This window comes from Rhodococcoides fascians A25f, assembly GCF_000760935.2.
Lineage (GTDB): Bacteria > Actinomycetota > Actinomycetes > Mycobacteriales > Mycobacteriaceae > Rhodococcoides.
The window spans coordinates 1,130,895-1,152,960 of the sequence record NZ_CP049744.1 but is presented as its reverse complement, the minus strand read 5'-3'; the positions used below and the strand labels follow the sequence as shown (position 1 = coordinate 1,152,960).

Annotated in this window: 22 protein-coding genes and 1 riboswitch; of the genes, 3 read left to right on the top strand and 19 right to left on the bottom strand. The window is 63.4% G+C overall.

What is annotated here, in order from left to right; translation table 11 throughout:
* Position 1 precedes the first annotated feature (1 nt).
* The 11 genes from BH93_RS05480 to BH93_RS05430 are packed head-to-tail and all read right to left on the bottom strand — an operon-like array spanning position 2 to position 11,211.
* A complete protein-coding gene (locus tag BH93_RS05480; RefSeq protein ID WP_037172076.1) occupies positions 2 to 448 on the bottom strand; it encodes a nuclear transport factor 2 family protein in 447 nt (148 codons plus the stop codon).
* Positions 445 to 873 (bottom strand): nuclear transport factor 2 family protein, encoded by a 429-nt coding sequence (locus BH93_RS05475; RefSeq protein WP_052064882.1) that lies wholly within the window; start codon positions 871 to 873, stop codon positions 445 to 447. The genes BH93_RS05480 and BH93_RS05475 overlap by 4 nt, the downstream gene beginning before the upstream one ends.
* Complete coding sequence (locus tag BH93_RS05470) at positions 870 to 1,811, bottom strand: NADP-dependent oxidoreductase (RefSeq protein ID WP_037172078.1); 942 nt, start codon at positions 1,809 to 1,811, stop codon at positions 870 to 872. Before BH93_RS05470 ends, BH93_RS05475 begins: the two co-directional genes overlap by 4 nt.
* Before the next feature lie 38 nt (positions 1,812 to 1,849).
* On the bottom strand, positions 1,850 to 2,974 hold the full coding sequence (locus BH93_RS05465) for an LLM class flavin-dependent oxidoreductase (protein WP_037172079.1): 1,125 nt from the start codon (positions 2,972 to 2,974) through the stop codon (positions 1,850 to 1,852).
* The gene (locus BH93_RS05460) at positions 2,971 to 3,711 is read right to left on the bottom strand and encodes a DUF1684 domain-containing protein (RefSeq protein WP_037172081.1); all 741 of its coding nucleotides are present in this window, start codon (positions 3,709 to 3,711) and stop codon (positions 2,971 to 2,973) included. Before BH93_RS05460 ends, BH93_RS05465 begins: the two co-directional genes overlap by 4 nt.
* A complete protein-coding gene (locus BH93_RS05455) occupies positions 3,708 to 5,063 on the bottom strand; it encodes an NtaA/DmoA family FMN-dependent monooxygenase (RefSeq protein ID WP_037172082.1) in 1,356 nt (451 codons plus the stop codon). Before BH93_RS05455 ends, BH93_RS05460 begins: the two co-directional genes overlap by 4 nt.
* Positions 5,060 to 6,136: an LLM class flavin-dependent oxidoreductase gene (locus tag BH93_RS05450; protein ID WP_037172083.1), complete on the bottom strand. Its 1,077-nt coding sequence runs from the start codon at positions 6,134 to 6,136 to the stop codon at positions 5,060 to 5,062. Before BH93_RS05450 ends, BH93_RS05455 begins: the two co-directional genes overlap by 4 nt.
* Positions 6,129 to 7,727, bottom strand: coding sequence for a dipeptide ABC transporter ATP-binding protein (locus tag BH93_RS05445; protein WP_037172084.1), 1,599 nt, complete (start codon positions 7,725 to 7,727; stop codon positions 6,129 to 6,131). The genes BH93_RS05450 and BH93_RS05445 overlap by 8 nt, the downstream gene beginning before the upstream one ends.
* Positions 7,724 to 8,617, bottom strand: a complete 894-nt coding sequence (locus BH93_RS05440) for an ABC transporter permease (RefSeq protein ID WP_037172086.1) — start codon at positions 8,615 to 8,617, stop codon at positions 7,724 to 7,726. The genes BH93_RS05445 and BH93_RS05440 overlap by 4 nt, the downstream gene beginning before the upstream one ends.
* Positions 8,610 to 9,590 carry an ABC transporter permease gene (locus tag BH93_RS05435; protein WP_037172088.1) on the bottom strand — a complete coding sequence of 327 codons (981 nt, stop codon included), beginning with the start codon at positions 9,588 to 9,590 and terminating at the stop codon, positions 8,610 to 8,612. Before BH93_RS05435 ends, BH93_RS05440 begins: the two co-directional genes overlap by 8 nt.
* Positions 9,591 to 9,594: 4 nt before the next feature.
* Positions 9,595 to 11,211, bottom strand: coding sequence for an ABC transporter substrate-binding protein (locus tag BH93_RS05430; protein WP_037172089.1), 1,617 nt, complete (start codon positions 11,209 to 11,211; stop codon positions 9,595 to 9,597).
* Positions 11,212 to 11,431: 220 nt separating this feature from the next.
* A riboswitch (SAM riboswitch) is annotated at positions 11,432 to 11,525 on the bottom strand.
* 103 nt (positions 11,526 to 11,628) lie between these two features.
* Here BH93_RS05430 and BH93_RS05425 point away from each other — a divergent pair.
* Positions 11,629 to 12,429 (top strand): phosphotransferase, encoded by an 801-nt coding sequence (locus tag BH93_RS05425; protein WP_052064883.1) that lies wholly within the window; start codon positions 11,629 to 11,631, stop codon positions 12,427 to 12,429.
* An 89-nt stretch (positions 12,430 to 12,518) separates the two neighbouring features.
* Here BH93_RS05425 and BH93_RS05420 read toward each other — a convergent pair whose 3' ends face one another.
* On the bottom strand, positions 12,519 to 12,950 hold the full coding sequence (locus BH93_RS05420; protein WP_155290878.1) for a hypothetical protein: 432 nt from the start codon (positions 12,948 to 12,950) through the stop codon (positions 12,519 to 12,521).
* 439 nt (positions 12,951 to 13,389) lie between these two features.
* Here BH93_RS05420 and BH93_RS05415 point away from each other — a divergent pair, with 439 nt between their 5' ends.
* Positions 13,390 to 15,231 carry an HNH endonuclease signature motif containing protein gene (locus BH93_RS05415; RefSeq protein WP_052064884.1) on the top strand — a complete coding sequence of 614 codons (1,842 nt, stop codon included), beginning with the start codon at positions 13,390 to 13,392 and terminating at the stop codon, positions 15,229 to 15,231.
* A 150-nt stretch (positions 15,232 to 15,381) separates the two neighbouring features.
* Complete coding sequence (locus BH93_RS05410) at positions 15,382 to 15,729, top strand: TfoX/Sxy family protein (protein ID WP_037172093.1); 348 nt, start codon at positions 15,382 to 15,384, stop codon at positions 15,727 to 15,729.
* Between the two features lie 28 nt (positions 15,730 to 15,757).
* On the opposite strand, the gene BH93_RS05405 is transcribed toward BH93_RS05410, so the two are convergent.
* The 7 genes from BH93_RS05405 to BH93_RS05375 are packed head-to-tail and all read right to left on the bottom strand — an operon-like array spanning position 15,758 to position 22,023.
* Positions 15,758 to 16,303, bottom strand: a complete 546-nt coding sequence (locus BH93_RS05405) for a nucleoside deaminase (RefSeq protein ID WP_242459123.1) — start codon at positions 16,301 to 16,303, stop codon at positions 15,758 to 15,760.
* On the bottom strand, positions 16,300 to 17,739 hold the full coding sequence (locus BH93_RS05400; RefSeq protein ID WP_155290879.1) for an MFS transporter: 1,440 nt from the start codon (positions 17,737 to 17,739) through the stop codon (positions 16,300 to 16,302). Before BH93_RS05400 ends, BH93_RS05405 begins: the two co-directional genes overlap by 4 nt.
* A 10-nt stretch (positions 17,740 to 17,749) precedes the next feature.
* Complete coding sequence (locus BH93_RS05395; RefSeq protein ID WP_052064885.1) at positions 17,750 to 18,274, bottom strand: GNAT family N-acetyltransferase; 525 nt, start codon at positions 18,272 to 18,274, stop codon at positions 17,750 to 17,752.
* A gap of 16 nt (positions 18,275 to 18,290) precedes the next feature.
* Positions 18,291 to 19,289 (bottom strand): FAD-dependent oxidoreductase, encoded by a 999-nt coding sequence (locus BH93_RS05390; protein WP_037172256.1) that lies wholly within the window; start codon positions 19,287 to 19,289, stop codon positions 18,291 to 18,293.
* A gap of 40 nt (positions 19,290 to 19,329) precedes the next feature.
* Complete coding sequence (locus BH93_RS05385; RefSeq protein ID WP_037172097.1) at positions 19,330 to 20,307, bottom strand: transporter substrate-binding domain-containing protein; 978 nt, start codon at positions 20,305 to 20,307, stop codon at positions 19,330 to 19,332.
* A gap of 34 nt (positions 20,308 to 20,341) precedes the next feature.
* Positions 20,342 to 21,133, bottom strand: a complete 792-nt coding sequence (locus tag BH93_RS05380; protein ID WP_037172099.1) for an amino acid ABC transporter ATP-binding protein — start codon at positions 21,131 to 21,133, stop codon at positions 20,342 to 20,344.
* Positions 21,130 to 22,023: an amino acid ABC transporter permease gene (locus tag BH93_RS05375; protein WP_242459212.1), complete on the bottom strand. Its 894-nt coding sequence runs from the start codon at positions 22,021 to 22,023 to the stop codon at positions 21,130 to 21,132. The genes BH93_RS05380 and BH93_RS05375 overlap by 4 nt, the downstream gene beginning before the upstream one ends.
* Between the last annotated feature and the right edge of the window lie 43 nt (positions 22,024 to 22,066).

The following is a 22,066-nucleotide window of genomic DNA, read 5'->3' as shown; positions in this document are numbered from 1 at the left end:
GTCATCCCCTCCAGGAAGCGAAAGTGAATGTCCTGCTCGACGGACCGCCGGGGTCGTCGCGTCGACGGTTTCCGCGGCTTGCGACTCGGTGCGCGATTCTCCAGCCACGGTGGGTGTGCACCAGCGTGTCCTGGTAGTCGCCGCTGCCCGCGGTGCCGTCGGTTCGAACGATGACGAACTTGCTCCACGCCCGGATGGTTCCATCCGGGCGGCGGGTGAGGATGGTATTGGACGTGTGGTGTGGGTGATAGGGCCGAACGTTCTCGACCATCTCTTGCACCGCCGAAATACCCTGCCGAGCAGCCTCTCCGGCCCCGAAGACCACATCGTCGGTGAACACTGTGTGGACCTGATCCCAGTCCCGGTTGTCTATCACCTGGGCGTAGCGGGAGAGAACGTCCAGGATCTCGGCCGCAGTGTCGGAATCGACGCGAACTTCCGCGGTCACGACCGAGCCCAGCTCGCGAACGATTCCGCCTCGTGTTGAGCAATGTCCGGTCGATTGCGAACGGTGATGCGCCTCCTCGAGATTCGGGCACCGTCTCCGGTCGCGATCACCTGATCGACGTAATCACCGGTCAGAGAGGTGGCGTCGAACTCGACCACGATGAACCGACTCCACACCCGCGCTATATCACCGTCGATATCGGTGATGGTGTTGAGCGTGTGATGAGATCGCTTCGGATCGAACGACTCCAGATACCCCCGGATACCGTCGAGTCCGATGATCAGGTTTTTCTCTGCCTCCAGGGTTGCATCGGGAGTGAAGACCGACGCCAACTCTTCCCACTCCTGATTGTCCACCACGTGCGCGTAGCGCGCGAGTACCTCCGCGACAGCCCAGTTGTTCAGCACGTCAACTTCTTCCGTCACGGAATCAACACGAACTTTCCGCGCGGGTGATCCCTTTTCAGTTCCAAGTGCGCTGTGGCTACATCGGCCAACGGGAACGTCTTCGCGACGACGACCTCGAAATCACCCTCACCTGCTTGTCGCACGAGTGACAGGGCTGCCTTCTTACGCCGTTCCGCGCTCTGCGGGTTACCGCCACCCACCGAAGGGAAACCCTCGTTGGCGGCCCGCTCGAAGGCAGCGATCGTGACCAAACGGGCTTTGTCCGTCAACAATTCGAGGGATACATCCACGGCCTCGTCGGTGCCGACCGTGTCGATGGCCGCATCGATGCCGTCGGGTGCCACGGCCCGCACACGATCGAGCAATCCCTCGCCGTACTCGATCGGCACCGCACCGTATTTCCGCAGAGCGTCATGGTTCTCCGCACGCGCTGTGGCGATCACGGTCGCACCACGGGCCTTTGCCAACTGCACGACTATGGATCCGACTCCGCCGGCCCCGCCGTGTACGAGCACGGTGTCGCCGGTCGACACAGCGACCGTTTCGAGCGTGTCGTATGCGGTACCGGCGACGACGAGCAGGCCGGCAGCGACATTCCAGTCCAGAGAGGCGGGCTTCGGCAGTACCGCATCCGCAGGAACGAGAATCTTCTCGGCGTATGCCCCCTTCGCACCGGACACGATCACCTCGTTGCCGACCGAGATCGGCCCGCCCGCACCTTCGGCCGCGTTACCGACAGCAACGACGACGCCGGCCGCTTCGCTACCGAGCGGGAGCGGAAGCGACGACTCGTCGGTGCCGAACGCGCCGCTGTAGAGCTTGTAATCGATCGGATTGACCCCGATGGCCCTCACCTCTACCAGAACCTGCCCTGCTGCAGGCTTGGGCAGAGCCCGATCGACGATCTCGACGACCTCTGGCCCACCGAATGATGTTGCTACCGCTACTCGAGTCATGCCGCCCTCAACTGTTCTCTCACATCGTTTGTTCCCGACTACACGCGTAATCGCGGTAGTCCCCATTCCTTACCGAGCAGTTCGTACGAGAGCAACCGGTCGGCGTGGTCGTGGGTCATCGAGGTGACAACCAATTCGTCTGCGCCGGTGGCCTTCTGCAAACCATCGAGCTTCTCGCACACCGTCGCCGCCGAGCCGGTGAATTGGGTGTCTACGCGATCGGCCACCAGTGAGTACTGCTCGTCGGACAGCGGTGTGAGACTCCTGGGATCCGGATACTCGACGGCACCGTGACCGCTCCGAATGCTGTACACCCACTGAGGGAACGACGCCGCCAACTCGTGCGCGCTGGAATCCGAATCTCCCACAACCACATCAGCTGACACTGCAACATACGGATGGGACAACGTTTCCGACGGCAAGAATGCACTCCGGTACTCGTCGATCGCGTCGAGTGTCGTTCCAGGACTGACGTGGTAATTCGCGACAAACGGTAGTCCTCGAGCACCCGCTTCACGGGCGCTTGGCCCTGCACTGCTTCCGAACAACCACACTTGCACCTGGGCACCCGCACCGGGACGGGCCGACAAGGGCACACCGTTTCGCTCATAGGTATCGGACAGCAGCGCCGCGATATCGTCGAGCTGATCACCGAAGTCCGGTGAGATCGCCTCGGGCTGCTGGAGGGCACCCAGCGATGCTGCCAGTCGGGCCGACTTCAGCAGTGCAACAGGTGAATACGGAGCTGGAAACAGCACCCCGTCGATCGTTCGCGCATCGCGAGGCTGCTCGGGTACCGGGTCACCGGACAGCGCTTCGGCACGCCGCTGCCCGGATCGACCCACACCAAGATCGATACGACCCGGATACAACGCGTCCACCGTTCCGAAGGACTCCACAACGGCGGCAGCTGTGGTGAAACCGAGCTGGACCGCAGCCGATCCGACGCGAATCCTGTTGGTAGCAGCGGCGATCAGACCGATCAGCACGGCGGGTGACGAACTCGCGACTGCCACGAAGTGGTGCTCGGCCACCCAATAGCGCTCGTAACCCCACTCTTCGGTCTGGCGCGCCAGATCCAGGGTGTTTCGCAGCGTTTGCTGGATGGTCGACCCCTCGCTGATCGGGGACAGATCGAGAACGGACAACGGAACTCGCGTCATCTCGGGTTCTTCTCCCCGGCCTCGACGTCGACGGTCAGCCTGTTCTCAGCAGGCGCGACGGGGCACGTCGCGTAGTCGGTGAACGCACACGGAAGGTTGGATGCCCGGTTGAAATCCAGCACAACGGAACCGTTCTCGGGTGCCGCAATGGAGAGAATCCGTGCAGCCGGATAGGTCGTCACCCCGCTCGTGGCATCGGTGAACAGGACCTTCAGACCGTTGCCGGTGCCGCCGAACGCAATCAGTTGCGCAGCGGTACCGGCCAACTCGAAGTCGAGAGTGCCCACGGCCGAGTGATGGTGTTCGAGTCCTTCCACCACGGCTCCGGTCGTGACGGTCACCGGCGAGTCGTACGGGGTGAACGTCCCGGTGGCAACGAACTTCTCGCTCGGCTCGTAGGCCGGGATACCGCTGTAGGACTGGAGGGTCTGCGCTTTCGGGTCGTGTACCCGCAGCGCGACAGAACCGGTCCGACGGATCACCTCGATCCGCCGACCTCCGTCCTCGACCAGGATGCCCGGTGCGCCCTCCACCGGATTCAGAGTCGTCACGCCGTCGAACCCTTCGACAGTCACCGAATCGGCGTCCGCCTTCCACCGGCCGGGAAGATCGGCGACGGTCTCGAATTCATCTGTCAGCCAGTACAAACCGGTCAAGGAGACCCAACCCAGAGGATCACCGTAGGACGCCTCTCGGTCTGCATGCCATTGCTTCCAGTCCTGTTCGAAATCGCTCATGATGCTCGCACTCCTTGACGCTGTTCGTACGGGTGACGCAGACCGAGATGGTCGCGCAAGGTGGTTCCGGCGTATTCGGTGCGGAAGCTGCCGCGGTCCTGAAGTTCCGGAATCACCTTGTCGACGAATTCATCGAGGCCGGCTGGGGTGATGTGCGGGACGAGGATGAAGCCGTCGCTCGCGTTGTTCTGCACGTAACTGTCGATTTCCTCGGCCACCTGCGCAGGGGTTCCGACGAACTGCTGCCGCGTCGTCATCGCGATTATCAGTTCACGAATGCTCAGGTTGTCTGCTTCGGCGCGCTCGCGATACTGCTGGGCAATGGTTCTGGGGTCTCCGTGTCGCGCACGGCCACGGGTGATGGACACCTCGCCGCTGGGTTCGATGTCGGGCAAAGGCCCGTCCGGGTCGTACGCGGACAGGTCCTGTCCCCACACCTGTTCGAGGAACGAGATAGCCGTCTTACCGCTGACCTGCTGATGCCGGATGTGGTGCGCCCTCTCGGCAGCATCCTGCGCAGAGTCGCCGAGCACGAAGGTCGCCGCGGGCAGCACCTTCAGGTCGTCGTGTTCGCGGCCGTACTTGGCGAGCCGACCCTTGACGTCGGAGTAGAACTTCTGTCCGTCCTCGAGCGTGCCGTGGATGGTGAAGATGGCGTCGGCCTTGGCGGCGCCGAACTCGCGGCCCTCGTCGGAATCGCCCGCTTGCAACAGAACCGGATGCCCCTGCGGACTGCGCGGCAGCGTGAAGCGACCCTGCACATCGAATTGCGGACCTGAATGCGAGACTGCGCGGATTTCGGACTCGCGACCGAAGATTCCCCGCTCGCGGTCGACGACCAATGCGTCGGACTGCCAGGAGTCCCAGAGCTTTCGCGCGACGTCGATGATCTCGTTGGCGCGCACGTACCTATCCGCCCGATCGAGATAGCCGCCCCGCCGAAAATTCTCGCCGGTGAACGCGTCCGAGGACGTCACCATGTTCCATGCCGCCCTACCGTCGGACAGGTGGTCCAGCGACGAGAACTGTTTGGCGAGCTCGAACGGTTCGTTGAACGTGGTGTTGATCGTCCCGGCCAGTCCGAGCTTGGTCGTCACCGATGCGAGAGCGTTGAGGACGGTGAGCGTATCCGGTCGACCGACCACGTCGAGATCGTGAATCTTGTTGCGATGCTCTCGCAGTCGCAATCCTTCGGCGAGGAAGAAGAAGTCGAACAGGCCGCGTTCGGCCGATTCGGCGAGATGTACGAACGAGTCGAACTCGATCTGGCTCTTCGATTCCGGATCGGCCCAGACGGTGGTGTTGTTGACGCCAGGGAAATGGGCACCTAGATGTATCTGCTTCTTCGTCACAGGCTCTTCCCTTCGAGTGCGTAGCGATTGACGGGACGCGTCAGGCCGAGACGATCACGCAGAGTCGATCCGCTGCGGGTGTCGGTGGCCGGTAATGATCGGATTCCCGACGGCAACGCGAGCGGTACCAGAGTCACACCGTCCAGGCCGGCCGCTTCGATGGAACCGAGCAGGAGATGCAAGCCTGCCAAGTCGCCGATATGCGACACGCCCTCAGCGGCCCTGACGTGCCCCGCCCAGTTGTCGAGCTGAGCGAGTTCCTCAGCAGCAGAATCGGATACCAAGGTCTCCACGTCCAGCAGAACGAACACCTCGGCCGGGTCACGGCCTTCGGCAACGACGGCCCGTCGAACGCGGCCGGCGGTCGTCGCCGCGTCCTCGACCGTGTCGGCGACGATGCGGACGATGTCGGCACGCGCAGCGGCCACCGACACGGACTCCGTGGAGTCACCGCGAATCACGACCAGCGACTGTCCTTGAGGAGACCTCGGAGTGATCGACGGACCCTTGACCGAGAAGTTCTCACCCTCGAAGTCGATGTAGTGCAGCTTGTCTCGGTCGATGAACCGCCCCGACTCGACATCGCGGATCTCCGCGTCGTCCTCCCAGCTGTCCCAGAGCCTGGTGACGACCTCGATTGCCTCGTCCGCCTCGCGCCACAGGCTGCCGTTGTCCTGCTCCGCTTTCCGACCGAACAGCGCTGCTTGCTCGGCACCCGGACTCACCTCGACCTGCCATCCGGCCCGGCCGTGGGAAGCGAAGTCGAGGCTCGCGATCTGCTTCGAGATGTGGAACGGCTCGGTGTGCGTGACGGTGATCGTGGGCACCAGCCCGATCTTCTCGGTGAGGGCAGCTGCCCGGGCCGCGATGGCTGCGGCCTCGAGCGTCCGACTGGCAATCGAATCGCCCAGGAACGCGAGATCGATACCCGCTCGGTCTGCAGTCTGGAGCTGGTCGATCCAGAACCCTGCGGTGAACGCCTCGTCCGCGCGAGAATCGGGACGACGCCAGGCCTGCGGATGTGCGCCGGTGCCTTTCAGCTCTATCGCGGTCAGGAACAGCTTGTCAGACACTGGTGCTCGCTTTCTCGTGTGCGCTTCCGGGAATTGCCCCGAGTAGCTCGCGGGTGTAATCCTGCTGTGGACTGTCGAACAATGCTGCGGTGTCGCCGTATTCCACGATGACGCCGGATTGCATGACGGCCACGGTGTCACTGATCTGACGGACCACGGCCAGATCGTGCGAGATGAAGAGGTAGCTCAGGCCCAGCTCCGACTGGAGGTCGTCGAGCAGCGTCAGGATCTGCGCCTGCACAGACACATCCAGGGCCGAGACCGGCTCGTCGAGCACCACCAGTTCCGGCGCGAGAGCCAACGCTCGGGCGATGGCGACGCGCTGGCGCTGCCCACCCGAGAGCTCGGCCGGCCGTCGGGCCAGGTAGTCGCTGGTGAGTGCTACCTGATCCAGCAGCGTTCGGGCACGCTCGGAACGCTCACGCGAGGAACCGACCTTGAACGCGTCCAGCGGTTCTCGCACGATCTCGCCGACGCGCAGCTTTGGGTTCAGTGACGCGTACGGGTTCTGATAGACGATCTGAACACGCCGCCGCAGTTCACGCCTGGCCTTGCCACGCAGACCTGTGATGTCCACGCCGTCGAACGTGACCGAACCCGACGACGCGGTCTCCAGGCCGATCGCGATGCGCGCCAACGTGGACTTACCGGACCCGGACTCGCCGACGAGCGAGACCGTCCGCCCGCGTTCGACGGTCAACGTGGCTCCCTTGACCGCATCGAGGTGGATGCCGCGGCCTATGGTGAACCGCTTCGAGACGTTGCTGACCGTGAGGATCGGTTCGGCTGCCGTGGTGCGCGCGGGTCGTACGGTCGTATTCAGCGACGGCGCAGCGGCCAACAGTTGACGTGTGTACGCGTGCGTCGGGTTCGCCAGTACCTCTGCGGTGGGGCCGGTTTGCACAATCCGACCCGCGCTCATGACGATCAGGCGATCGGCTCTGTCCGCAGCCACGCCCAAGTCATGAGTGATCAGCAGGACAGCGGCACCGGTCTCGGCGATCCTGGCGTCGAGATGATCGAGGATGCGTCGCTGCACGGTGACGTCCAGGGCGCTGGTCGGCTCGTCGGCGATCACCAGTTCCGGGCGGCACGCGAGAGCGATTCCGATCAGTACGCGCTGACGCTGCCCACCGGACAGGTCCTGCGGATACTGCCGCGCCCGCACCTCGGGGTTGTCCAGACCCGCTTCGGTGAGGATGCGAATTGCCTCGACCTTCGCGGACCGGCGATCTGCGAGACCGTGCACCCGCAGCACCTCGGCAACCTGGTCGCCGACGCGAACCACCGGGTTCAGCGAGGTGGTCGGATCCTGCGGGACGAGCCCGATATGACGGCCGCGCAACCGGTTCAACGTCTTGTCCGAGGCTGTGTCGAGCCGCTGCCCGACGAACGTTACCGATCCGCCCACGATGCGGCCGGAACCCGAGAGCAGACCGATGAGGGCGTGGGCAGTCGTCGACTTCCCGGAGCCCGATTCACCGACCACGGCCACCACTTCACCGCGGTCGACGGTGAACCCGATGCCGGAGACGGCGGTCGTCTCACCGTAATTGACGTGCAGATTCTCTACTTCGAGAATGGGGCTCATTGTGATCGCCTCTCAAGTGCGTGCCCTAGGCGGTGCGCGGACACGACGACGGCCACGATCACCAATCCCGGCAATGTGGTCATCCACCAGGCGGTGGCCAGGAAGTTGCGGCCCTCGGAAATCAGCGATCCCCACTCCGGGGTGGGCGGAGCAGCGCCGAAGCCGAGGAAGCTCAGCGCCGATACCGCGAGAACTGCCATACCGAATTCGACTGCAGCGAGCGCGATCACAGGGCCGTACGAGTTTCTGAGGATGTGCCTGCGGAAGACATCGAACCACCGCACACCCGAGGCGTAAGCCGCTTCGACATACAGTGATCTGCGTACCCGCAGCACCTCCGAGCGCATCACTCTGGCGAAATTGGCAATCAGCGTGACGCCGACGGCGATAGCGACGTTCACGGTGCCGAAGCCTAGAGCGGTCACCAGCGCCAGCGAGAGCAACAGCGTCGGAATCGACAGCAACACATCGACGATTCGCATCAGCACCGCGTCGACTAATCCGCCGACGGCACCCGAAACCAGACCGATGATCGAGCCGACCACCAGGGCGATACCGACTGCCAACAGCGTTGCCGTCAGAGACAGTCCGGAACCGTGGACCACTCGGGTGAAGACGTCACGGCCGATGTTGTCGGTGCCGAACCAATGCGACGCGCTGGGCGCCTGGAGCTTGTCCGCCGGTGTACCCACCAGCGGGTCGCCGCTTGCGAAAACGGACGGGAACAGCGCGAACCCGAGAGCCAGCAACAGCACGACCACGGAGGCACCGAGCCAGATGTGCTTCAGCACGTCTCGGGGACCCCGGCGCCGCGCGGGTGCCGGTGCTTCTTCGACTACCGGGGGAACTGCCGAATGGACGGCGGCCTCGCGAATCAGGATGTCAGACATGAGCTTTCTCCGGTTCTGCACTGGCCTGCACGGGCCGGTATTCGCGCACGATGCGCGGATCGATCAGCGGATAGAGCAGGTCGACTGCGAGATTGACCAGGACGAAGACAAGCGAGGTCAGAACGACAATGCCTTGCACCACTGGAATATCCTGGGCCAGCACCGATGTCTGGGTCAGCCGTCCGACTCCGGCGCGCGAGAACACCGTCTCGACCACCACCGATCCGGCCAGCAGGGTGCCCACCAAGACTCCGGCAATCGTGAAGGCCGGGATCGAGGACAGTCTCAGAACGTGTCGCGTCTGCACCCGAATGCGTGAGACCCCCTTGGCCCGAGCCACATCCACGAACGGCTGCTTCCACGTGGTCGCCATGCTGGTAGCCAGGACCTGCGCGATGACAGCACCGGTCGGCAATGCCAGTGTCACCGCAGGCAACACCAACGACGCCGCGCCTGCGTCACCGAACGCCGGAAACCAGCGCAGTCGGAACGAGAACAGTTGCAGCAGCAGTAGTCCTACCCAGAACGTCGGCACCGCCACCCCGAGCGGTGGGAGCGCTAGCAGCAGGTTCTTCAGCCAGACGATCTGGGTGTACGTGGCGGCGTAGGCCACCGCGGATCCGAACACGACCGCCAGCACCAGGGCCGTCCCCGCCAAGCCGAGTGTGCTGGGCACCGCGTCGAGAATGGCCGTCGTCACCGGCTGGCCGGTGGCGATGGACAGTCCGAAGTCGCCCTGCACGGCCCCGACCAGCGAGTGCCAGTACTGCACCAGCACCGGCTGATCGAGACCGTAGCGGGCCTGCAGTTCGGCGATGGCCGCAGCGTCGGCCGGGGTGCCCGAGCCGGCCGAGTCCACGGCAAGACTGACCGGATCCGAGGGAAGGAGGAAGAGCACGATGAACGAGATCGTGAACGCAGCCCACAGCACTGCCAGTGCCTGCAGTACTCGCTGTCCGATGTAGCGGGTCATAGCTCTACTGCCCGCTCAGCCAAGTGTCGAAGAACTGCAGGCGAGCGGAGGCCTCGAATTTGAGATCCTGCACTTTCGACGCCGCGCCGACTGCCTGCGACAGCTCGATCGTGGGAATCCACAATCCGTTGTCGAGCACCTGCTGCTGCGCGGTTGCGAGGATCTCGTTGCGGGCCCCCACGTCGGTGGTCGAGAGCTGCTCCGTCAACAATGCATCCAAATCCGGAATCGGGCCGCGCGCGTTCAAGTTCCGACCGTCCACGGCAAACGAGGTGCGCAGAATGTCACCGTCGGCGCGGGTGCTGTTGTAGTACGTCGCGTCGTAGTCCTTTGTGCCTTGCCGTGCCGTCGCCTCCGAAGTGGAGACCAGCTCGAGCTGTAGGTCGACACCCACCGCGCGCAATTGCTGCTGGGTCAGCTCCAGAATCGCCTGGTTGCCGGCAAACACCGCTGAATACATGACCTTGAAACTCAGCCTCTGCCCGTCCTTTTCACGGATGCCGTCCCCACCGGGAACCCATCCAGCCGCGTCGAGCAGCGACTTCGCCTTCTCGGGATCGTAGGTGACATCGGCGAGTTCGACGTACCCCGGCGTGGCGCTGGCCAACGTGCTTGTCGCCGTTCGGAAGTCCGGTCCCAAGACCGTATCGACGAGTTCCTGACGGTTGATCGCCGGCACCAAGGCCGTCCGGACGGCGGGGTCCTGTAGCGCACCGCGAGTGACGTTGGGCTGAATGCCGAACGGAACGCCCGGATTGGATGCCGTCAGGATCCGGCCACCGGTCGCCTCGATCTGTGGAGCGTCCTGCGGTAGTGCATCGCTGACGGCGTCGAGCTGGTCGGAGGACAGGCTTCCGGTACGGACACCCGATTCGGGCACGATGGTGAACTCGATGCGGTCCAGGTAGGCCTCGCCCTCGTGACCGAATACCGCAGAGCCCCAGTTGTATCCGCTTCGCTTGGCCAGAGTGACGGAACGGTCCTGTTGATAGTCCGCGTAGGTGAACGGTCCCGATCCGACGTTGGTACCCAAGCACCGCGACTCAGCCGACTGCGCCGAGGTCGCGATGGATTGAATTCCGAGTTGAGGCGTCGAACTCGCCTGCAGGAACTGCGCATTGGGTGCCGAGAAGTCGATGCGAATGGTGAGGGGGTCAACGACAGTGGCACCTTGATATCCGGTCAGGTAACTGGCAGCAAGCGGAGCCTTGGCAGCACCGAGGGTGCCGGTGATGGCGTCGAAATTGTCCTTCACGGCGGTGGCGTCGAGCGGGGTGCCGTCACTGAACGTCACACCGTCCTTCAGCTGGAAGGTGAAGGACTTCGCGTCGGCACCGACCTCCCAACTCTCGGCCAACCATGGCTCGACTTCTCCGGTTTCAGGGTTCTGGTCGGTAAGCGAATCGACCACCTGCCGGGTGACGTAGATGGTTTGATTCGTACCCGCCTGAGCCGGGTCGGAGCAGGTAGGAGCCCCGGACAGTCCGTAACGCAGCGTCCCTCCGGACTGCGGTGGGCCCGCGTCGGCGGCCGAGGTGTTGGCGCTACCTGCGCACCCGGCGAGCAGTGTGGCGGTGGCGGCGATTACTCCGGCCACCAGAAGAACAGGGCGAGTGGACACGTGGGTGTCTCCGGTATCTGGTCGATCGCACGAGAACTCCGGCGTCCGAGCCACGTGTGCCCAGGAAGGAGTACGTGCAGATGATGAGGTGTGGTGTCGAAAAGTACGGTGCCGAAATGTCAGCTAAGACAGGTCGAACCGTTCAGACGGCACAAATCGAGATGGAGCCGGCGACAACCGGTGACGAAGCCTGCAGCTACTCGGGTATTCACGTGCGTTTCCTCCATCGGTCCCGGCGGTAGCACCCTCACCCGACAAGCGGGGGGTTGCTGCGACGTCATAGAGCCAGGTCTCTCGGTCGCTCTGGATGGTCCTACGTGTTCGATACTACGAGAGGGTCCGCGCAGTTGCCAACTTGGGTGAAGATCGGGGCGGTTTCCCGCCTGCACTCCTACATCGACATGAGAACGTAGAAGCATGAAGTACGAGACGGAAATGCCGTTGTCGGGAGGCAACAGCACCGTCGTTCATCGGGTCGCCGAGACGGTGCGTCGAGTAACGGGAGACCACTCGTCTGCCGTACACAGTCTCCTAAAGGAGTTGGAGCGCAAGGGCTATCCCTACGCTCCGCGATTTCTGGGGGTGGATGGCCAGGGTCGAGAAATACTCACGTATCGACATGGGACTGCCGGGAACTACCCGATGCCGGCCGCCATTCGCAGCGTCGAAGCTCTGGAGAGCGCTGTCCGGATCTTACGTCGATTACACGACCTCACCATCGGTGTGCAGTTGCCCGACGGCCATGCGCGACACCTACCCGACGGCGTCGACCCCGAGGTGATCTGCCACTGGGATGCAGCTCCGTACAACTTCGTCTTCGAGGGATCCACAGCCGTCGCGTTGATCGATTTCGACGAAGCTGGACCGGGCCGTCGCATCGACGACCTGGCCTACTTCGCCTATCGATTCGCGCCACTCTGCAGTGCCGACAACTTCTCCGACGGAGGATGGTCCCCGGACACCGATCGATGGGACAGGCTGCGCCGAATCTTCACGATCTATCCCGACCCTCGGACTGCCGAACTCCCAGACATCGTCATCGCCAGACTCGCGGCAATGAAGAACGCAACCAGCGGAGGGCTCGCGCACGCGCATGGTGCCCTCTATACGCGAGATCAACTGTTCATCGATCAGAACCGAAACAACATTGCCGAAGCCGTCTGCTCCGCGAAGAAAGCTGTCGCAGGTTACGACGGCACAGCATCACTCTCGGACTGAGCGATCGATCTCCTGCGGAGGGCATTTCGTCCCTATCGCAGTCGACATTCACTCGAGAAATCAAGCAACCATGGGACTATCCCCACTAGTCAGACGGCCACTGTCAGCTCAGAGTTCTCGTCGGCAATTGAGACCGAATCAGGCTGCTGCTCAGCAATATTCGATACCCGAGCGTTCACACGATGCACCCAGTACCCAACCGTTTCGCCGGCCGAGGCAAACCGATCCAGCACGTCCATGCACAGCCAGGTCGCAACCGAGAAGTCCTGTTCCACCCCGTCGAGGCCCATGAGTGCCAACTCGTGGCCCACGGCGATGAGAGCGCGATCGACACCGGAACTACCGCGCTCGAGCCATCCCAACGCCCGCCGGAGATACTCCCAGTCAGCCGCGGGCACAGACTCGGTGGCCGATTGCCTGCACAACTCCGCCGTCGCAACGAGCGCGTCCACAACCGCTCGCGACGGTGCACCGTCGAGTTCGACGAGCATGCCTCGATCGGAATCGATCAGATCGGCCATACAGCGCCAACGGGTCGGAAGGGCGACGTCCTCTGGCCACAAGTCCGTCGTACCGAACTGAAGTCGAGTGATCAGTTCCTTCGGTGAACTGCACGAAGCGGCGAAACTAAATGCGTCGTTCATGTCGATCGTCCCCACTGGGTCAACACACAACATTGGACACCGACCCGACAGTCGAGTTCGGAGGTACTGACAAGCAGCGGCTTTCGTCACCGAAACAAGCAACGCTGCTGAGGTCGTTACGTCCGCCTTGGGAAGTATTGAACCCCGCCACCAGCATCTACGCGACTCGTCGTTACGCGAGATCGACAATGTCACACTTTCGATCGATGTGTAATCCCCCACATAGTTCGATGCTCCACTCCACCGTTTCAACAGCCAAGTACGACCGGGAACGTGTGTTCGAAAGTGTGTCGGTGGGTCGCGATAGATTCTGATCATGCTTTCGGGGGACGGCGGATCAGGGGTGGACGGCATCGAGACGGTGCCGCCTCCCCCTGTCGTGTCCGATCCCGCACTGTCGATACTTGTGGACCGTGTCGAGTCCGCGGTCGCCGAGTTGGCCGGGCAGGGGTCGGTGTCGTGGACCAATGCCGACCGGCGTGCGGTGATCCAACGCATGGAAACGCTCACCCGATCCGTGACGGCGTACTCGTACACCTGGCTCAACGAGTTGATCACCCAACACGGCCTCGATGTGTATCCGGGGTCCGTGCCGTGCTCGGTGGCCTGGATGCTGCGGATCACCCCACGAACCGCCGGGGCGCGAGTGCGTCTCGCTGCGGAGTTGGGCGATCGCACCGCACTGTCCGGTGAAGCCCTGCCCCCGTTGTTGCCGCACACCGCGACAGCGTTGCGGGCGGGGTTGCTCGATGCCAAGCATGTGCAGATGATCCGCGAATTCTTCAAACACTTGCCGACGAGTGTCGATCCGCAGACCCGCGATCTCGCCGAACAGCAGTTGGTGGGGTACGCCTCGACCCGGCGACCCGACGACTTCGCACCGTTGGTGGCGCACCTGGACTCGATCCTCAACCCCGACGGCGACTACGACGAGGACGAGGACGGTAAGCCCAAGCCACGCAAACGACGCGATGCGTTCTTCTACCTCGGTGAGCAGGGTGCCGACGGGATGTCGGAAGGCAACTTCTGCGTCGATTCCGAACTACGCGCCTATCTCGAGGCTTTGTTCTCCAAAGCTGCGAAACCGGGCGTGAACAATCCGGCCGACCCGACATCGGTCGTCCACGACGAAACCAGCGACCACGACGATCAGACCAGCGGCGGCGGGAGCGGCAGTGCCACTGCGCCGACGCCCGAGCCGACGTCCGGTGATGCCGGGTCGAGCGATGCAGGCCTGTGGGATGAGACGACCTGCAACGAGGCCAGCGACTGCAGTAACGACGACTGCTGCAAAGGCGACTGCGGAGTCGGTGCCGACTGTGGTTGCCGCACAGAGTTCGACGACACGCTCGACTCCGACGGATACGACGGCTCCGACGACACTGCAGACACTGCTGAACCCGGCGGCCACTCCGCATCCGACGCCGGCGGTGACCATCACCTTGACGATGACGCACCGGACACCGCAGTGCGCGACGCTGCCGCCGCGCGTGATCGACGCACCCAGAACGAACGTCGTCACGACGCCCTGAAACTGGCACTCCGGCACACACTCGCCTCCGGCACCCTCGGCACTCACCGCGGCCTCCCCGTCACCGCCATCGTCACCATGACCCTCAAAGACCTGAACGCCGGCTGCGGCTACGCCATGACCGCCACCGGATCCCGCGTGTCCATCCGCGACGCCATCCGCATGGCATCCCACGCCCACCACTACCTGACCATCTTCGACGACCACGGCCGAGCCCTCTACCTCGGCCGATCCAAACGCATCGCCTCCGCCGACCAACGCATCGTCCTCATCGCCCGCGACCGCGGCTGCAGCTTCCCCTCCTGCACCCGACCCGCGACCTGGTGCCAAGCCCACCACCTCGACGACTGGACCGACGGCGGACCCACCGACATCGACTCCCTGACCTTCGCCTGCGACATGCACCACGCACTCGTCGGCACCGGACCAGGAAAATGGGCAACCACCAAAACCACAGCAGCACATCGATATCCGGGCCGCACCCTGTGGCACCCCCCCACAGGAATGGACCCCAAGCGCCGCGGGCTGATCAACCACGCACACCACCCCGAAGAAGTCCTCTACCCACCCGACCACCACGGCGAGACCGGAGATGCAGGTGACGAGGAACCACGACAACCCGCATGACGACCTACACCAGCATCACGGCACAGCTCTGCTTGCTGCACAGACATGCGCTGAAGCCAACGGCATGCCACACGGCGAGTGATCCACTCTTGCGCCCACTACCGATCAGGTCTTCGATGGGGGCAACGACCATCGAAGGGGCGCAAGCACATGGCGTACGACGAGCTTCTTGCAGATCGCATCCGCGACATCCTCTCCGATCAGGAAAGTCTGCGCGAGCAGAAGATGTTCGGCGGTCTGGCCTTCATGGTGCGAGACAAGATGGTGGTGTGCGTCGGCACCGGGAATCGTGCTCTGCTGGTTCGGGTGGAGGGAGTTCGCGAACCCGAATACCTCCAGCGCGACGGAACAGACCATGCCGTGATGGGCAAAGATCGGTCGATGGGCGCAGGGTGGATCACCGTCGACGCGAATGCACTGACAACCGAAAAGGCACTGGATTTCTGGGTCGCCGCCGCGCTCGCACACAACGCGAACACTGCAGGCCGGACACCCTGATCGCTACTCACGAAGTGAGACACCTACCCTACTGATTGCCGTGTTGCTGCGCCCAACGGCGCATTCCTGCCGGACCCGTTCCCTCTGCGTATCTACGGAACAGCCTCCGCGATTCGTCACGACGAATCCCGCCGAGCACCTCGCGTGGCTTGACGAAGTGCGGAGACCGGACCGGTGGTTGCCGAACACGCAATAGTTCGGCCGCTCCGTCGTCCGGCGACTCGAGGGCAAACCACACTCGGCTCACGCCGAGCGCGACAGCAGCGCCCACGCACACAAGACACGGCTCGACGGTCACCGCAAGAGTCGGGTCCCCCGACGCCGGACGGAACCCGAGCGCCTTGTCTGCCTGTTCCAGGGCGAGCAGATCAGCGTGTACGAGACGTCGCCCCTGCGCTCGCTCCTGTGTGTACGCACTTCCGAGCACCTGTTCGGCATCGAAGACCACTGCCCCGATCGGCAATTCGCCCCGGTCCAGACCCGCGACGGCAACCTCGATCGCGGCACCGATTGCCGAGTCAGTTGCGTGCCCACCCGGCGGGACGTTGCCGTTCTCCACATCCGCTCCGGTCACGACTTCAGGCCTTCGAGGCCTCGTCTGCGGCGACGCGCGTCGGCGATGGCGAACACGAGGGACAGCAACAGCATCGCGAGACACACTCCCAGTCCGGCGGCGACGGCCCGGCCGTAACCACCCGCCGAGGACCCGAGTATTCCGAGATAGATCCCCGATACCGCCGCCAGCGAAATTGTTGCCGAGAGTCGTTGTGACAGTTGCAGGAATGCAGCTGCCACGCCACTCGCTCCGGCCGGGGCGTACTCGAGGGTCAAACCACGATTGGGTGCGTCCACCAGACCGCTCGCGACCCCCGACACGGCTGCGAGTACTACGAAGACGATCACCACATGTTCTCGCGGAACGGTATTGACCGTACCGATGTACCCGGCGACCACTGCGATTTCGACGACAACCGCCCCCACTACCGCCGAACGTCCGAACCTCGACACCAGCCGCCAACCGAAGGCCGAGGTGACCGCCATCATGAGCGAACTCCCGGCCATGACCAACGCCGCGCGCAGAGCACTGAAGCCGAGCCCCTCGATCAGATAGAGGCTGAGCACCGCGTTGAGAGCCAGCACCGCACCGAACCAGAACATCGCCACCAACGTGCCCAAGACGTAACCGCGTCGAGCCAGGAGTGCAGGCAACAGAACGGGCACTCCCCCGTGCGCTGCAAAACGGCGCTCCCACAACCAGAACCCGACCAGCATTGCGCCCGACGCAGCCACCGACAACATCGAGAATACGAACGCCATCGACGACACCAACGGAAGCAACAGCAGCAGCGTCGCCGTACCGAGCGCGAGCAACCCCACGGAATCGACGCGGACACCCTGCCGGGCAATGCGATCCGGTCGCAGATACACCACAGCGAGGATCAGCGTCACCACCGCGAACGGTACGTTCAGCATCAACAACACCCGCCAGCCGACATCCGGATCGAGCCAGCCGAGCAATGCGCCACCGAGCACGGGACCACACAGCCCGGCCACACCGCCCGCCGTGCTGTACGCACCCAACGCCCGTGCTCGTTCCCGACCGGAGAACCGATCGGTGATGATGCCGAGCACCTGAGAAGACACCACTCCGGCACCCACACCCTGGCCGAGTCGAGCAGCCACAACCATCCACGGGTCGGCAGCCATCGCGCCGAGTAGCCCCATGACCGAGAACAATGCGAGCCCGCACAGGAACAACCGGCGACGACCGATCACGTCCCCGAGCCGTCCTGCTGGGACCAGCGCCAACCCGAACGTCAGCGAGTAGCTCGCCAGAATCCATTGGACCTCTGCGGTACCGGCCCCGAGCGAACCGCGAATCGCTGGTATGCCGATGCCGAGGACAGCCGAATCGAGCAGAGTGGTGAACCCTGCTGCGGCGCAGACGAATACCTCTCCGGTAGTACCCGTGGTTCTGGTATCGAGCTGCGTCCCGGGCGGGGAACTCACTGCAGCGATCTCATTCGAGACTCTTCTCGAAGGGATGCGATCCGACAGTCTTGGACGGCAAGCTCCGGTCGAACAATGGGGTGTATCCGGCTGACAGGTACAGGGCCACGGCCTCGGGCTGATTCCAGCCGGTCGTCAGATACACCCGGCGATATCCGCGATCGCGTGCGCTGCGTTCCAGCTCGGCCACAACGAGTTTGCCGAACCCCCTGCCACGGTGCGCCTTCGAGGTCCAAATACGCTTGAGCTCGGCGGTAGTCGAGTCGTATTGCCGGTACGCGCCGCCGGCAACCGGAACACCGTCGTCCAACGCCATCACCAGCACACCGCCCGGAGGGGCGAACTCTCGAGCGGGATAGGACTTCAATTCTTGATATTGAACGCCGGGACTGCGGCCGTACCTGGACGCATACTCCGCCGCCAGCTCCTGCAGCAGAGGTGCCGCAAGCGGATCGTTCTGATCGACTTCGACGAAGTTCAGCCGTACTCGACCGGTGTCGCCAGTGCGAGGGTTCAGATCGAACGTTGCGCTCATGTGCCTCCTGTCTCGATTATCCGTCGACCAGATCTGCGACCAGTTCCCCGATCGCGGGGGCGAACTTGAATCCGTGGCCCGAGAATCCTGCAGCGACAACGGTGTTGCCACTGCGTCCGACGGCGAAGTTGGAATCGGGAGTACTGGTGTACAGACACGTCAGCGGTTCGGCTGTATCGGCGTTCACTCCCGGCAGCCACGTGCGCGCGTACTCGATCAGGCGATCGACTCCCGCGGGATCGGCCGCGAAGTCGCGGGTGTGCGGATCGACGACCGGTCCGGTGGCATGCTCGCCGATCTTGACGCCGTCGGGCGACGACAACCCGTAGATGCCGGCAGTATCGAGAAGTGCACCGGGGTGGTGGATGAAGCTCGGCCACAATTCGTCGGAAAGCAACGGCGCGAAATGCGCCGGCTGCTCCTGCGTGGTGACCAACGGCGGAGTGGCACCGTACGGCGCGAACTCGGCCGTCCATGCTCCCGCCGCGAGAACGACGACATCGGCCACGTAGGTGCGGGTGTCCGTCACCACGTCGGAGCCGGAGATCTCACGCACCGGACTCTCGTATTCGACCGTCGCACCGCGTGAGCGAGCTGCCGCTACAGCTGCGGCGACGCTGTGATCGGCGTGAAGTCGCCCGGCCGCAGCATGGAACAGCACTGTGGTGTCGAATCGAAGACCTGGCCACCGTCGCTGCGCAGCAATGGGTTCCAACACCTCGAACTCCAGACCTGCCCGCTCCAGTGCACCGATCCTCGGATTCACCGTCTTCGGATCTCCATGATCGACGGCTCCTGTGATGTCCAACAGCTCTGTGTCGGTAGCGGTTTCGAGCTCACGCCAAATTCCGTGTGCCCGGGCGGCCAGTGCCACGTAGTTGTCGTCGGCATATGCGTGCCGAAAAATTCGCGAGCTGCCGTGCGAGGCACCGTTCTTGTGCCCCGGCCCGAACTGCTCGAGCAGAGTGACGTCATGACCGCGTCGCGCAATCTGCCACGCCGACGACGCGCCCATGATGCCGCCGCCGACGACTACTACTACTTTCACCGCGCTCCTACGCTGCGGGCTTGCGAGGCAACCCGGGCGGGTTGATGACGGACTCGGACACGGCCTCGGACTGCAGACCCCAGCGATCGATCACCTTCTGGTAACTGCCATCGTCGATGGCATGTTGCAGTGCCTCACGGACGGCCTCGATGAGACCGTTGTCCTTCTTCGTCAGCACCGCGATCTCACCCTGCAACGCATCGCCGGCACCGGAGAACGTCCCGACAACCTTCGATTCCCCACTGGTTGCCGCGTGGTAGACGGCAGAGGGGTTCGGCCCGAGATAACCGTCGATGCGCTTGGATCCCAATGCCAAGTAGTAGTCGGAGGTGTTCTGGTAATACGCCAGCTCGGCCGGCGCGAGACCCTCGGCCACATTCGCCTCGTTCCAGTCCACCAACAGCTGTTCCTGGTTGGTGCCGGACCCGACGCCGATCTTCTTGCCGGCGATGTCCTGACGCTTCTCCACCTTCCAGTCGGTGTCCTTCTGGGTCTCGAAGGCGAGATTGTCGAGCCGGTAGGTGGCGAAGTCGTACTTGTCTTTTCGCTCCTCGGTGACCGTGACATTGGAGATGAACACATCGTTCTCGCCGGAATCGATCTTGACGAAGTTCTGCGACCAGTCCGCAACCTGCAGATCGACGTCCAGCCCGAGAATATCTCCGACGAGGTAAGAGAAGTCGACCTCGGATCCGACGATGGAGGTGTCGTCGGTGGCGTAGAAGCGCAGCGGCGGCGCAGTTCCGCCCGCGCCGGTGACGATCAGCGTGCCTCGATCTCGAATGGCCTGTGGCACTTTTGCGGCGATCTCGTCGACCTTGTCGACTCGGACTCTTTCGGTCTGCTCGGGTGTGAGGTCGAAGCTTTGCCCGTCCTCGGTCACGACCTGCGACTCGGCCTCGGGTTCGCTGCAGGCGGTCGCGGTGAGCGCCACGATGGCCAATGCTGCGGCCATGACCGTCAGCCTGCGTGATGGTTTCGACATGAGTGTTGTCCGTCTTTCGCTGAAGTGAGGTGGTCTACAGAACGTGAGAGAGGAAAGATTTGGTCCGCTCGTACTGCGGGGAGTCGAGAAGCGCTGCAGGAGTGCCCTGTTCGACGATGACGCCGGCGTCCATGAACACGATGGTGTCGGCGATGTCGCGTGCGAAGGCGACTTCGTGCGTGACGATCACCAGCGTGGCACCACCGCGGGCAAGTCCGCGGATGACTTCCAGTACCTCGCCGACGAGCTCCGGATCGAGAGCCGAGGTGGGCTCGTCGAACAGAATTACTTTGGGACGCAACGCCAGTGCTCGCGCGATGGCAACTCGCTGCTGCTGGCCCCCGGAAAGCCGACGCGGGTAGTCGTGCGCTTTCGCGCCGACACCCACCCGCTCGAGCAGCGCGAGCGCCTCGGGCTCGACGTCGACGCGCTTACGCTTCTGCGCCGAGATGGGAGCCTCGACGACGTTCTCGAGCACGGTCAGGTGCGGAAACAGATTGAAGTTCTGGAACACGAACCCGATCTGCGAACGCTGACGCAGAATCTCACGGTTGCTCAGCTCGTGCAGCTTGGCACCCTTGCGTTCGTAGCCGACCAGATCGCCGTCTACCCGGACAGTCCCCTGGTCGACTTTCTCGAGGTGGTTGATGATGCGCAGCAGGGTCGATTTACCGGATCCGGACGGGCCGATGACTGCGGTGACCTCCCCGGGCCGGACGACGAGGTCGACGCCTTTGAGCACTTCGAGGGAACCGTAGGACTTGTGTACGCCGCGCACCTCGACGGCATAGGTCTTCGCGGTCGTCGTGGCATCGAGTGTGGTCATCGTGTCGCTCCTCGCGGGGCGAGAGTGATCTCGGCCAACTTCGTTCGCAGCTTCTGGATCGGCGTCAGCTCGACGGTGCGGACAGCTCCCTTGGCGTAGTGCCGCTCCACGTAGTACTGCACCACCGACAGAATCGAGGTGAGAATGATGTACCAGACGGTGGCCACCATCAGCAGCGGTACCACTCGGCCGCTTCGTCCGTAGATGACTTGAACCTGGTAGAACAGCTCGGCGATGGCCATGACGGAGACGATCGAGGTGCCCTTGAACAGGCTGATCACCTCGTTGGCCGCGTTGGGGAGAATGCCTCGCATCGCCTGCGGAAGAATGATCTTGAAGAACTCTCGCCTTTTCGGAATACCCAGTGCTGCAGACGCTTCCAGCTGTCCCTGATCTACGGAGATGATACCGGCGCGGACGATCTCAGCGGAATATGCAGCCTGATGGAGAGCGAGTCCGACGATCGCAGCCGTCGACCCGCTGATGACGTTGTTGACGTCGAACTCGAAGAAGCTGGGTCCGAACGGAATTCCCACCGACAGGGTTTGGTAGAGATACGCGATGTTGAACCAGAACAGCAGCTGCACGATCAGAGGAATGGATCGGAACGCCCAGATGTAGAACCATGCAATCACCTGTAGGACAGGATTGTTCGACAATCGCGCGACCGCCAAGGCGATGCCGAGCGCGAAGCCGATCAGGGTGCCCCAGAACGTGAGCTGGATGGTGAGCCACAGGGCCGAGAGCACCGATTGCGCGGTGAAGTACTGGGCGAACGTGCCCCAGTCCCAACCCGGATTGGTGGCGAAGCCGTGCAGGAACTGGGCAACCACGACCAGGGTGGCGATGCTGATCACCCAACGCCACGGATGCCATTTCCTGGCCAGCACGAGTTGCTCGTCGGGGACCTGTGCGTCGTCACCGGGGTTCGAG